Source organism: Rhodococcus sp. NPDC003322, assembly GCF_053589555.1.
This window is the reverse complement of sequence record NZ_JBSFSC010000002.1, coordinates 291450-304114: the sequence shown is the minus strand read 5'-3', so window position 1 is coordinate 304114 and position 12665 is coordinate 291450. Positions and strand designations below refer to the sequence as shown.

Below are 12665 nucleotides of genomic sequence, written 5' to 3'. Positions count from 1 at the left end.
AGGCCCCGACCTGCCGGCCCAGGCAGGTCTCCCAATCCCCGTTTCGCCAGGTGCGTCCGAGAGGGATTGGGAGACACGCCCTAGCCGAACACGGACAGGATCTCGTCCGCGAACTTTTCGATCGGGGCGCGGTACTGCTCGGCGGGTGCCCTGAGGTGGTCGTGGTCACCGGAGTGGGTGAGTTCCCAGTTCGCCCACGGGTTGCACATCACCGAGGTGACACCGATGTCCTCCGCTCGCCGGTACAGGTCCGGCGACGGCCTGTCTCGAAGGCCCATGACGAACTCGAAAGGTTCTCCGTCGCGGCCGTACTCGCGGCGGAGCCGATTGATCCGCCCGATCCACTGTTCGGCATCCTCGAGTGTGTAGGCGGTGCCCACCCAACCGTCGCAGTGGCGTGCCGCCCGCCGAAGTGCGGGAGCGGACTCTCCGCCGCACAGAATGGGGACCGGCGCCGGGGGATGTGGTTCGATCATCAGCTCGGGGATGTCGTAGTGCTCCCCCTTCCACGCGACCCACCCGCCCTTCCACAGGGCCCGCAGCGCCTCGATCATCTCGTCGAGGCGGCGGCCACGATTGTCGAATTCCTGCCCCATCATGTCGAATTCCTCACGCATCCACCCGGCGGACAGTCCGATCGAGACTCGTCCCCCGGACAGTTCGGCCGCCGTCCCGACTTGCTTGGCCACTTCGAGAAGCGGTCGGGCGGGGGCGATGTACACGTTGTTTCCGAACCGGAGACGTTCGGTCACCGCGGCCAAGGCGCCGATGAGCACCCAGGCATCCGGCCACTCGGTATCCGGCTGCCAGTACGGCTTTCCGTCCGCGCTTGCCGGATATCGGGTGGTGAGCTGTCGGGGGTACGTGAGGTGGTCCGAGACCAACATGCCGTGATAGCCGTTCTCGTCCAGCATCTTTGCCACTGTGGGCATCTCCGCCGTCTTCATGAATGCGGTACCGCACCAGAATTTCATGCCGTGGACATCCGTTCACCCTGGCCGTGGTCGTCGTGCGGTTGCCACGGACGTTGGAAGACTGTGGTGTCCCAAGAGAACATGATTTACATTGTGTGGCAATAGGTTGACGTCGGTTCGGTCTCGAATGCGACTAGTGCCTTGCGCCCTGGAGGTCACGGAATGACCGGAATCGGAGAACCTGCTGTGTCGTCAAGTGTGGGAGATGATCTGGGGGCCGCGGGGCTGCGCTTCGAAAGGCAGGGGCCGATCGGCTGGTGTGTCATCGACCGGCCGGCGGCCCGCAACGCGTTCACACCGGCGATGTACTACGGACTCAGACGTGCCGTCCGCCTGGTGAACTCGGATCCGGATCTGGCGGCGCTGATCATCACCGGCACTGGCGACGTGTTCGCGGCCGGCGGTGATCTCGGCGGCCGCGCGGAGCCGGGGGACCGGCTTCCGGACGGGCTCGGGCACGACATCCTGCCGTTCCTGACCATTCGCGACAGCCGGGCGCCGGTGATCGCCGCCGTCAACGGCATCTGCCAGGCGGGCGGGCTGCTGGTGGCGATGATGGCCGACATCGCCGTCGCCAGCGACCGCGCGACGTTCCGAGTGCCGGAGCTGCTGCGAGGCATCCCGGACGCGACGTTCGCGGCCGCGCTGCCCGCCCATGTCGGCATGGCGGTCGCCCGGGATCTGCTGCTATCCGCCCGCCGGTTCGACGCCGCCGAGGCGCAGCGGCTCGGTGTCATCTCCCGGGTGGTGCCGCACGAGGATCTGCGCACGGCGGCGCTCACCGCCGCCCGCGAGGTGCTGCAGACCGCGCCCGAGGCCCGGGTGCAGGTCAAGCGGATGCTCAACGAGCGGTACGGTCTGATCGACTACCAGACCATGAACGCCGCGCTCGAGACGTCGCCGGAGCCTCGAGAAGGCATGCGTGCCTTCATGGAGAAGCGTGAACCGAACTGGGTGCCGGACAATCTTCCCGGTTGACCCGGCGACCGGAACGATCGAGAGGAGCCTGCGATGCCGGTTGGCCTGGGGACACAGCGTCGCGGTCGGGCCATCGCCATGACCGCGGTCGAGATCGACGACTTCCTGGCCGAGGAGCGGACCTGCCGGGTCGCCTCGGTCGACGGCGACGGCCAGCCCCACGTGACGCCGCTGTGGTTCGTGTGGGACGGGACGTACCTGTGGCTCAACTCGCTGGTGCGCAGCCGGCGCTGGACCGACCTGAGCCGCGACCCACGGGTCTCCGTCGTCGTCGACGGCGGCGAGGGGTACGGCGAGCTCCGCGGCGTGGAGATCGTGGGCACTGTGGATGTCGTCGGTGAGACCCCACGTGGGACGGAACCGAACGTGGAACTCGCGGACCCGGAACGCCGGTATGCCCGCAAGTACCAGGGCAGGGACGAGTTCGCCGCCGACGGCAGGCACGGCTGGCTGCGGGTGACGCCGCGACGGGTGGTCAGCTGGGACTTTCGCAAGATCCGGCGCGACCGGTAGCGCTCGGTCGATTCGGCCGAATGACCCACCGGCGCAACGAACCCGCGGACAGGTGGCTGTCGACCCGCGTGCCGAGACCCCGGTCGAAGGTCTGGTCCGGCCTGGCCGCGTCCCGGCGGCCCGTGCGGTGTCCCGTTGTGTGGGAGGCCTCTCGCTCCCCGCATCCCACTCCTCGACAATGGCCTGCATCACAGCGAATCATGGTTGAGATGTGGATCACATGGGTCGAGAGGGGTGAACGTGGGCATTGCGGGTTTCGATGAGGAATTCGATGTGGTCGTCGTCGGATCGGGGGCGGCGGGTTCGGCTGCGGCTCTCGGTGCGCACCAATCGGGAGCGAGCGTTCTGGTCGTCGAGAAGTGTGACGCGGACACCGCGGGCGGGAACACGCGAGTCTCCGGCGGCGGTTGGTGGGTGAACCGCGACCCGGAACGGGCGCGCACCTTCCTGAACTCGCTCAGTGCGCCCTTCCCGGTGGCCGATGACGTCGTCGCGGCGTGGGCCACCGAGACCGCCGAGAACTCGCGATGGCTCGAGGAACTCGGCGCCGACGTCGCGCTGAGCCCCGACTATCACACGGAGCCGGAGTATCTCGAGCTGGACGGCAGCGACTGTTACGCGGGCATGGACACCGTCGGCGGCCGCATGGGCAATGTGCTGCTCTACGACTTCCTGCGCGGCGCGGTCGCCGAGCGTGGCATCGAGACCCGATTCGGGACCGCGGCAGTCGAGCTGATCAGCGACGGCGGTGCCGTCGTCGGTGTCGAGGTCGAGGGCGCCGAGGGGCGGCGTCGGATCGGTGCACGCGGCGGGGTGGTGTTGGCCACCGGCGGATTCCAGGCTGATCCCGCGATGGTTCGCGATTACCTGCGGGTCGAGGACCACGTGCTGTGGGGCTCACCCGCATCGACCGGCGACGGTCACCGCATGGCGCAGGCGGTCGGCGCCGACCTGTGGCACATGGGCAACATGATGACCATCACCGGTGTGCGCGGCGACGACGAGTTCGGCCACTACCTCGCGCTGTGGAACGCGCACAACTACCTGTGGGTGTCCGAGGACGGCCGCCGCTTCGTCGACGAGACGGCCGCCCCCAAGCACGGGCACATCCTCCGGAACGGCGCCTACGAACTGTTCCCGCTGCGTTCGTTCCGTCTGATCTTCGACGAGCAGATGCGCACCGCCGGCCCGCTGAGTCCCACTCCCGATGTCCTGCCGGTCGGATGGAACATGCTCATGAAGGGAACTCGGTGGAGTTCGGACAACAGCGAGGAGATCGAGAAGGGCTGGATCCGGCGCGCGGACTCGATCGCCGAGCTGGCCGAGGTCGCCGGACTGGACGCCGCGACGCTCGAGGCCACGGTCGCGCAATACAACGCGGCCTGTGCGGCAGGCTCCGACGATCACTTCGGGCGCGATCCGCAGACCCTCGGGGCGGTGTCGCAGGCGCCCTTCTACGTCCTCGACGTCACCCCTCTCCTCGGGTGGAGCAACGGCGGACCGCGTCGCGACGGCCGGGCCCGCGTGGTCGACACCCGCGGCGTCGCCATCGACGGCCTGTACGCGGCGGGCGAGGTGAGCTCGACCTACAGCTGGACCAAGGATGGCGGATTCCACATCGCCGACGCCCTCGCGTTCGGTCGGGTGGCCGGCCGCGACGCCGCGTCCCGGGCCTGACGAGTGCCGGTGGTTCGGCCACACGGGCGGAATCACCGGCACTCGGGCTGCGCATTACCCCGACAGCGGACTACTCCACCTGCAGCGCGATCCGCAGATCCGCCTCGTCGAGCGGGGCGGGCCGGGGCGTCTCGACGGTGACCGTGTGCAGCGTTCCGGTCCACGGGAACGGCGGCCGGTAGCGGTCCGAGACCGGAAGTCCGCGGTCGTGGCCGAGGGTGATCGACGTGCCCCCGTGCTGCCAGGCGTGTGGCAGGGCGTGCGGGCTGTCGGTGGCAGCCACCGGCAGGCCGTCGAGGGCGTAGCCGATGCGCAGGCCGCCGTCCGGGCGCGGCTCCAGCTGCCAGGACAGTTCGTGACTGCCCGGTGGAAGCTGCTCGGGGGCGGTCACCGTGATCTCGCCGCCCGCCGAGGCCACGGTGAGCGAGGCGGTCCCGTCGATGACGTAGGCGGCGAACCCGCCGTTGTGGTCACCGAGCGCGAACAGCACACCAGCGGAGCCGTTTTCGGGGACCTCCACCGATGCCCGCAGGGTGCCGCCGGCGTGTAGCCGGGGCAGCGCCTCGTCGGACACCGCGCCGCCCGCCGGGCGCAGAGTGACCGACGGACCCGGCGGGTAGGCGCGCGGCGTGACCCGGACGACGCGCGCGACCAGGTTGTCCGCGAGAGGCCGGACACCGTGCCGCTCGGCCTCGCGCTCCCACTGTGCCTCGAGATCGAGCACGACATCGGGATGCTCGTCGGCGACGTCGTGGGCCTCGGAGAAGTCTTCGTCCGTCCGGAACAACGCCCAACGGTCCTCGGCGAAGTCGCGGCTGCCGGTCATCAGCAGCTCCTCGTCCAGGACCCCGGCGGACACGTGGTCGGTTGTGGCCTTCCAGCCGTCGGCGACGATGGAGCGGGATCCGAGCATCTCGAAGTACTGGCTGGACCGGGGCGCCGGGGCGGCCGGATCGGTGAATGTCGCCAGCAGACTCGCGCCATCCACCGGCTGCTGTGGCACGCCGCCCACGATCTCGGGTGCGGTGACCCCGCACGCCGCCAGCACAGTGGGGGCGATGTCGACCGCATGCGCGAACTGTGTCCGTACCGAACCGGATTCGGCGATGCCGCGCGGCCAGTGCACGACCAGGGGAACACGGGTACCGCCGAGCCAGGTGTACCGCTTCCACAACTGGAACGGGGTGTTGCCGGCCCACGCCCAGCCCCATGCGTAGTGCGGGTACCCGTCGACCCCACCCCAGTCGTCGAGCCGGTCCAGGTTGTCGGCGAGGTCGTCCCGGATGCGGTGGGTGAAACGGTGCTCGTTGTAGGTGCCCGCGACGCCGCCCTCCGCGCTCGCCCCGTTGTCCGACATCACCATGATCAGGGTGTTGTCGGTGACTCCGAGATCGTCGAGAGTGTCGAGGAGCCTGCCGATCTGGGCGTCGGTGTGGGTGAGGAATCCGGCGTACACCTCGTGCATGCGGGCGTAGAGGCGCCGCTCGCCGTCGGTGAGGTCGTCCCATGCAGGCACCCAGGACGGCCGCTCGGTCAGCGTGGTGCCCGCCGGGACCACACCCTCGGCGAGCTGCCGCTCGAAGACCTGCTCCCGCCACCGGTCCCAGCCGAGGTCGAAGCGACCGGAATAGGCGTCGGCCCAGGACTTCTCGACGTGATGGGGGGCGTGCATGGCGCCCGGCGCGAAGTACAGGAAGAAGGGTTTGCCCGGTGCGGACTGCTGCTGGTTGACCACCATCCGGATCGCCTCGTCGGTGAGATCCTCGGTCAGGTGGTAGCCCTCGTCCGGCCCGGCAGGCGGATCGACGTAGGAGTTGTCGCGGACCAGTTCCGGCGCCCAGTGGTTCGCGTCGCCGCGCAGGAAGCCGTAGTAGCGCTCGAATCCGAGCCCGAGCGGCCAGCGGTCGTATGGTCCCGCGGAGGACCTCTCACCGGAGGGCAGCAGGTGCCACTTGCCGACCGCCATGGTGTTCCACCCGGCGTCCCGGAGCACCCGCGGCAGCGCGGCGGCCGAGTCCGGGATCTTCCCGGTGTAGCCCGGGTCGTCGGTGGGGACGTCGCACAGGAAACCCATGCCGACGGAATGGTGGTTGCGCCCGGTGAGCAGTGCGGCGCGAGTCGGTGAGCAGAGCGCGGTCACGTGGAATCGGTTGTACCGCAGTCCGCCCCGAGCGAGACGGTCGATGTTCGGCGTGGCGATGTCGGAGCCGAAGCAACCGAACTGCCCGAAGCCGAGATCGTCGAACAGGATCACGACGACGTTGGGGGCGCCGTCGGGTGCCTTCGTGGTGGTCATCGACGGAGGGGGTCCTTTCACGAGACCGGAGGAGGGGTGGGCGGTCACACCGCGACGGGGCGACGGCCCTCGGTGCGGCCGGATCGCCGGGCCGGGTCGGGGACCGGCACCGCGTCGACCAGGGCGCGGGTGTACGGATCACGCGGGGCGGCGAAGACGGATTCGACCGAGCCCGACTCGACCACGGCCCCGGCGCGCAGCACCGCCACCCGATCCGCGACCTGGTGCACGACCGCGAGGTCGTGGCTGATGAACAGGCACGCGAAGCCGAGGTCGCGCTGGATCTCGGCGAACAGTTCGAGGACCTCGGCCTGGACGGAGACGTCGAGCGCACTCGTGGGCTCGTCCGCGACCAGCAGACGCGGACGCAGGGCCAGAGCTCGCGCAAGGGCAACCCGCTGGCGCTGACCTCCCGAGAGCTGGTGCGGCAGGCGGCCGGCGAAAGCTGCGGGCAGCCGGACGGAGTCGAGCAGGTCGAGGACTCGGCGGCGGCGCTCGACGGGGGAGCCGACTCGGTGCACGTCGAGCGGTTCGCGGATGCTCGCCGCGATCGACAGTCGGGGATCGAGCGAGGTCGCGGGGTCCTGCTGGACGACCGCCACGTCGCGGCGGAGTTCACGCAGCCGGCGGGAACCGACCGTGGCCAGATCCTGGCCCTCGACCAGCACCCGGCCGTCGGTGGGCGACACCAGACCGGCGGCCACCCGGCCCAGGGTGGTCTTGCCGGAGCCGGACTCGCCGACGAGCCCGAGCACCTCGCCGCGCCGGACGGTCAGACCGACCGAATCCACCGCCGGGAAGGCGGAATTGCCGCGAGTTGCGGGAAAGGTGACCGATACCCGGTCGAACTCGAGCACGACGTCCCCGGCGGGGACGGACCCACCGGCCGGCCCCGCGGCCGCCGCGACGATCGGTGACGAGTTCTCGGGCAGCCGCGGTACCGCCGCGAGCAGCGCCCGGGTGTACGGATGGGTCGGGGAGTCGAACAGGGAATGCGTGCTGTCGGCTTCGACGACATCGCCGCCGCGCAACACCACGACACGGTCGGCGTGCTGTGCGACCACGCCCATGTTGTGGGTGATGAGCAGGACACCCATCCCGGTGCGTGCACGCACCCGGTCGAGCAGGGCGAGGATCTCCGCCTGCACGGTCACGTCGAGCGCGGTCGTCGGTTCGTCGGCGATCAGCAGGTCGGGATCGCCCGCCAGCGCGAGCGCGATCGCGACGCGCTGCTTCTGCCCGCCGGAGAGTTGGTGCGGGAAGTAGTCCACCCGGCGCCCCGGGTCCGGGATCTCGACCTGCTCGAGCAGATCGATCGCCGCGGCCCGCGCGTCGGCTCTGGAGATCGTGCGGTGCGCGCGGATCGCCTCGCGCAGTTGCCATCCGATCCGGCGGACCGGGTTCAGGGCGCTCTGCGGTTCCTGGAAGATCAGCGCCACCTTGGTGCCGCGCACCCGATTGAGTTCCACCTCGCTCGCGCCGAGGAGTTCGATGCCGTCGAGCAGGATGGAGCCGCCCGCGGTCGCGGTCTCGGGCAGCAGGCCGAGGACGGCTCGGGCCGTCATCGACTTGCCGGAGCCGGATTCGCCGACCAGGGCGACGATTTCGCCGCGCTCGACTTCGAGGGAGATGTCCTTGGCGGCGGGCCGAGCGCCGCCGAAGTCGATGTTCAGGCCACGGACGGTGAGCAGTGCTGTGGTCACGGGAAGGTCCTTGCCTTTCAGTGGAGGGATCACCGCTGGCGCGACCGGGCGGCCAGTGCTTGCGAGATCAGGAGCAGACCGAGAACGAGGACCAGAACCACGGCCAGCGGCCCGACGACGAAGGCCGGCGAGTGGTAGGCGTTCTGCGTGCCCGCTTTGATCAGCGATCCCAGGGAGGGAGTCGGCGGGGTGACACCGAGGCCGAGGAAGCTCATCGCGCCTTCGATGAACACGCCCACCGACATCGCCAGTGCCAGCTGGACGGTCAACGGCTCCAGGCAGTTCGGCAGCACGTGCCGGCGCAGGATCCAGTTCTCGTCGGCGCCGATCGTCCGGGCCGCCTCCACATAGGGGGCCTGCCTGACCGTCAGCACGGAGGTACGGGTGAGCCGGCCGAACACCGGGACCTCTGCGAGCACGATCACGGCCGCGATCGTCCACACCCCGGGGCCGATCACCATCGTCAGCGCGATCGCCAGGATGATCGTCGGAAACGCCAGGATCAGGTCGAAGGAACGCTGCATCGCGGTGTCGAGCCAGCCGAAGCGGGTCGCGGCGAGGCCGAGCAGGGATCCGATCGCCGCGCCGACCGGCACCGCGAGGAAGATCACCAGCAGATCGATCCGGATGCCGTACAGGGTTCGGGAGAGCACGTCGCGTCCGACGGAATCGGTGCCGAGCAGATGCTCGCCGCTCGGTCCCTGGAGGCTGGCGCCGGGAATCTGCTGGTCCGGTGCGTAAGGCGCGAGCAACGGGGCGAGCAGGCCGGCGAGGACGACGACGCCGACGAGGATCACGCCGACCAGGCCGCGTCCACTGCGCAGGGCCGCCCACCGGCTGTCGCGATCGGCGTCGGTCGAGTCGTCCTCGGCGCGGGAGATGTCGGTTACTGCGCTCATGCCCCACCTCCCAGCCGGATTCGCGGATCGAGCCACGCGTTGACGAGGTCGGTGACCAGCTGGATGACGACGAACAGGGCGACGGAGAACAGCAGCATCACCTGGACCACCGGGTAGTCACGGCTGGAGATCGCGCGTTCGATCAGCTGTCCGAGACCGGGCCAGGCGAAGATTGCCTCGACGAGGACTGCGCCGCCGAGCAGGTGGCCGATCTGGATGCCCAGCACCGTGATCGTCGCGGGCAACGCGTTCGGCAGCGCCTGGGTGAGGACGATGCGGCGCCGCGAGATACCCAGCGCCCGTGCGGTCGTCACGTACGGCTCGGCGAGCTGGCTGCGCAGACCCTCGGTGAGGAACCGGGTGAGCGCGGCCGCGATCGGCAGCGCCAGGCAGAGCGCGGGCAGCACCAGGTACTGCACCGAGATGCCCGGGTCGTCGAGGAAACCCTTGCGGGGGATGCCGCCGGCGGGCAGCACCGCCCACACCACACCGAAGAGCACCACGAGAATCGCGCCGGTGACGAAGTTCGGGATCGCGACCGCGACCGTGCCGAACGCGGTCACCGCCGAATTGAGCCACTTGCGGTCCACGATCACCGACACGGTGCTCAGGGTGAAGGCGATGCCGATGGCGAGCACCAGCGCCGACAGCGCGAGGACGAGGGTGTTGCCCAGCGCATCGAGCAGGAGGGTACCGATGTCGCCGCCGATGATGAGCGACTTGCCGAGGTCGAAGGAGAGTATCCCGCCGATCCACGAGAAGTACTGGGCGATCTGGGATCCGTTCAGGCCCAGATCGTTTCGCAACGCGGCAAGGGCCTCGGGGGACGCGTCCGGGCCGGCAAGCACGAGGGCCGGATCACCGGGCACCAGGCGGAGCAGGGTGAAGATCACCACCGATCCGACGGCGAGGACGATCAGCGCGGACGGCAGCCGCTGCAGGGTGTAGCGCACCATGTCCGGATCACCCGCCCAGATAGGCGTTGCTCAGGTCGAGTTCGGCCTTCTTTGACCACTCGACACCGTGGACGTCGGCGCCGGCCGCGAGCTGCGCCTCGCTGTTGTGCAGGCCGATCACGAAGGCGTTGTCGAGCAGTTCGGTGTTCAGCGTCCGGTAGGCGGCCTCCGCCTCGGCGCTGGTCGGATCGACGATCCTCCACGCCGTCTCGACCGCGCGCTGGTAGTCCGGGTCGACGAAGTTCGAGGTGTTCTTGTTCGCGTTGAACGGGTACGCGCTGGTCGGCAGCGTCACCGGGGTGTACTGGGCGTAGGTGTGGGCGGTGATCCACAGCCCGCCGTAGGTGCCGCCGATGAGGTTCTTGAGGGTCGTCGCCTGGTCCAGTGGAGTCAGCGTCGTCTGGATCCCCACCGCAGCGAGATCCGCCTGGATGATCTGCGCGGTCGCCTCGGATTCGGTGGATCCGGTGGTGTAGGAGATCGGAATGACCGGGACGGTCCCGATCTCGGCGACCAGAGCCTTCGCCCGTTCCGGATCCTTCGTGTAGGTCTTGTCGAGCTCGGCGTCGTACGCCGGGGAGTACTCGGGCCACGGCAGACTGCCGGTGTCACCGTGCCCCTGGTACACGTCGGTGAGGATCCGCTCGCGATCGATGGCATAGGCGATTGCCTTGCGCAGGCGGACATCGCTCAACCCGGGTGCCGCCACATCCGCACCGACGTACCAGGTGCGTTCGACACCGTGCTGGTCGATCACCTGGAAGTTCGGATCCGAGGCGAGTTGGTCCGCGTCCCGCGGCGATGCCGTGAGCAGCAGGTCGAGCTGACCCGAGCGCAGTTGCGAGACACGGGTCTGGGCGTCCGGGACGATGACGTACTCGACGCCGTCCAGGTGGGGTGCGCCGTCCCAGTACTGCTTGTTGGCCTCGAAGGTGATCGACGATCCGGGCTTCCACCCGGTGAAGCGGAACGCCCCGGTTCCGTTGTACGCCTTGCCGGTTTCGAAGTCGGCGATCGTGTTGCGGTCGATGATCGGCACGATGTCGAAAAGGTCGAGCAGGTTCGCGGCGGGCTGGGACAGGGTCAGCACGATGGCGTTCGGGTCGGTGGTGTCGTAGGCGCTGATCAGCGCGGCGGTGCGGGCAAGCTGTCCGGCGCGGCGCGGGTCGGCGTAGTTGCGGAGGCTGAACTCGACGTCCTGGGAGGTGAGCGGCCTGCCGTCGTGGAACGTCACGCCTTCGCGCAGTGCGAGCCGCACCGTCAGACCGTCGGGGGAGATTTCCCAGGACTTCGCCAGATCCGGCTGTGCGTCTAGGCCCTCGGCCGGGTAGCGGATCAGGGTGTCGTAGACCAGCCCGGTGACGGTGGCCTGCGCGAGCGCGCCCGCGTAGATCGTGGCCGGGATCAGGTCGCCGCCGTCGCCGATCCGGAGGACGCCGCCCTCGGTGACCTCGGCGCCGGCATCGGCCGCCGCCTGGTCGACCGCCGAGCTACATCCCGCGACGGCCAGTGCACCGGCGAGGGACATCGCGATCGCACCGAGCACGGGGCGACGCAGGCGGGAGGATGAGCGGCTGAACACGGGAGGGTTCCTTTCGAAGGGTGCGGCACCGGCCGCCACGAGGGGCGGGGCGGCCGGTGCCGCGGATCGGGTGGGGAGGGTCAGGCGTCGAAGCCGGGGAAGCGGTCGGGGGTGTCGACGACCGAGAAGTGCGAGGCGTCGCCTTCGATGATGCGGCTGGTCTCGCCGTCGACGGAGACCGGGACGTCGCCGGCCAGGGTCACCCGGTGCACACTGCGCTTGCCCTCGCCGAAGTCGGCGATGCCGTAGTGCTGGGTGGCGCGGTTGTCCCAGATCACCAGGTCACCCGGGGTCCAGGCCCAGCGAAGGGTGTTCTCCAGCTTGATGATCCGGTCCTGCAGCAGCTGGTACAGCGCGGCCGATTCGTTGGTCTTGAGACCGACGAAGTTCTTCACGAAGTGGCCGACCAGCAGTGCCTTCTCACCGGTCTCGGGGTGCACACGCACGACCGGGTGCTCGGTCTCGAACTTCAGGCGGGTGAAGTTCTGCATCGTCTCGTGACGGTTGACTGCAACGCCTTTGCGATCGGCGTGCACGCCGGCGTAGTCGTACTCGTTCGAGTGCACCGCCCACAGATTGTCGACGAGGGCCTTGAGCGGAGCGGGAAGCTGCTCGTAGGCGGCGGTGGTCGAGGCCCAGGTGGTGGCGCCGCCGTAGGGCGGGATGTCGACGGCCCGCAGGATCGATGCCTTCGGGATCCGGTCGATGAAGCTGACGTCGGTGTGCCAGCTGTTGGCGGCGCCCTCGATGACGAGCGTGCGGTTGTCCTCGGAGGTCAGCGTCGGGTGGGTGGTGGTCTGCGACCCGAGGGTGCCGGCGAACTGGTACTGGATGTCGTCGGTGACGTGGTGCTGGCCGCGGAAGACGACGACCTTGTTCGCGGCGAGGGCGTAGCGGATCGCGAAGGCGGTCTCGGCGGGGATGTCCCCGGAGACGTGCACACCCTCGATCAGGGCGCCGATGTTCTCGCCGAGCTTGGTGACGGTGATGCCCCCGGCCGCGTAGATGTCGGCTGCGGTGGTGGGACGAATCTCGGTGGTGGTCACGGGTTCTCCTGTGTGCGAGCGGGAATGGGAGTGGACGGGCC

Annotated in this window: 10 protein-coding genes; 3 read left to right on the top strand and 7 right to left on the bottom strand. The window is 69.3% G+C overall.

The annotated features are described in order from the left end of the window. Positions 1 to 80: 80 nt before the first annotated feature. Positions 81 to 974 (bottom strand): TIGR03619 family F420-dependent LLM class oxidoreductase, encoded by an 894-nt coding sequence (locus tag ACWDUM_RS07810; RefSeq protein WP_450133526.1) that lies wholly within the window; start codon positions 972 to 974, stop codon positions 81 to 83. Positions 975 to 1172: 198 nt separating this feature from the next. Between ACWDUM_RS07810 and ACWDUM_RS07805 the strand changes: the two genes are divergently transcribed. From ACWDUM_RS07805 to ACWDUM_RS07795, 3 genes are all read left to right on the top strand, one after another. Next, the gene (locus ACWDUM_RS07805; RefSeq protein ID WP_450133525.1) at positions 1173 to 1952 is read left to right on the top strand and encodes an enoyl-CoA hydratase/isomerase family protein; all 780 of its coding nucleotides are present in this window, start codon (positions 1173 to 1175) and stop codon (positions 1950 to 1952) included. A 33-nt stretch (positions 1953 to 1985) separates the two neighbouring features. Continuing rightward, positions 1986 to 2465, top strand: coding sequence for a pyridoxamine 5'-phosphate oxidase family protein (locus ACWDUM_RS07800; RefSeq protein WP_450133524.1), 480 nt, complete (start codon positions 1986 to 1988; stop codon positions 2463 to 2465). 240 nt (positions 2466 to 2705) lie between these two features. After that, on the top strand, positions 2706 to 4142 hold the full coding sequence (locus tag ACWDUM_RS07795) for an FAD-dependent oxidoreductase (RefSeq protein WP_450133523.1): 1437 nt from the start codon (positions 2706 to 2708) through the stop codon (positions 4140 to 4142). Positions 4143 to 4212: 70 nt separating this feature from the next. On the opposite strand, the gene ACWDUM_RS07790 is transcribed toward ACWDUM_RS07795, so the two are convergent. The 6 genes from ACWDUM_RS07790 to ACWDUM_RS07765 form a co-directional block, all read right to left on the bottom strand. Beyond that, entirely contained in the window at positions 4213 to 6438 is a 2226-nt protein-coding gene (locus ACWDUM_RS07790; protein WP_450133522.1) for an arylsulfatase, read from the bottom strand. A gap of 44 nt (positions 6439 to 6482) precedes the next feature. Further along, on the bottom strand, positions 6483 to 8141 hold the full coding sequence (locus ACWDUM_RS07785; protein WP_450133521.1) for a dipeptide ABC transporter ATP-binding protein: 1659 nt from the start codon (positions 8139 to 8141) through the stop codon (positions 6483 to 6485). A 29-nt stretch (positions 8142 to 8170) separates the two neighbouring features. Then, the gene (locus ACWDUM_RS07780) at positions 8171 to 9040 is read right to left on the bottom strand and encodes an ABC transporter permease (protein ID WP_450133520.1); all 870 of its coding nucleotides are present in this window, start codon (positions 9038 to 9040) and stop codon (positions 8171 to 8173) included. After that, positions 9037 to 9996 (bottom strand): ABC transporter permease, encoded by a 960-nt coding sequence (locus ACWDUM_RS07775; RefSeq protein WP_450133519.1) that lies wholly within the window; start codon positions 9994 to 9996, stop codon positions 9037 to 9039. Before ACWDUM_RS07775 ends, ACWDUM_RS07780 begins: the two co-directional genes overlap by 4 nt. Before the next feature lie 7 nt (positions 9997 to 10003). Then, positions 10004 to 11578, bottom strand: coding sequence for an ABC transporter substrate-binding protein (locus ACWDUM_RS07770; RefSeq protein WP_450133518.1), 1575 nt, complete (start codon positions 11576 to 11578; stop codon positions 10004 to 10006). A gap of 80 nt (positions 11579 to 11658) precedes the next feature. Beyond that, the gene (locus ACWDUM_RS07765) at positions 11659 to 12624 is read right to left on the bottom strand and encodes a TauD/TfdA dioxygenase family protein (RefSeq protein ID WP_450133517.1); all 966 of its coding nucleotides are present in this window, start codon (positions 12622 to 12624) and stop codon (positions 11659 to 11661) included. Positions 12625 to 12665 lie beyond the last annotated feature (41 nt).

Excerpts from the sequence above, each read along its gene's own strand:
- ACWDUM_RS07800 (WP_450133524.1), top strand. The coding sequence starts at position 1,986 with ATGCCGGTTGGCCTGGGGACACAGCGTCGCGGTCGGGCCATCGCCATG.
- ACWDUM_RS07775 (WP_450133519.1), bottom strand. The coding sequence starts at position 9,996 with ATGGTGCGCTACACCCTGCAGCGGCTGCCGTCCGCGCTGATCGTCCTC.
- ACWDUM_RS07790 (WP_450133522.1), bottom strand. The coding sequence starts at position 6,438 with ATGACCACCACGAAGGCACCCGACGGCGCCCCCAACGTCGTCGTGATC.
- ACWDUM_RS07810 (WP_450133526.1), bottom strand. The coding sequence starts at position 974 with ATGAAATTCTGGTGCGGTACCGCATTCATGAAGACGGCGGAGATGCCC.
- ACWDUM_RS07780 (WP_450133520.1), bottom strand. The coding sequence starts at position 9,040 with ATGAGCGCAGTAACCGACATCTCCCGCGCCGAGGACGACTCGACCGAC.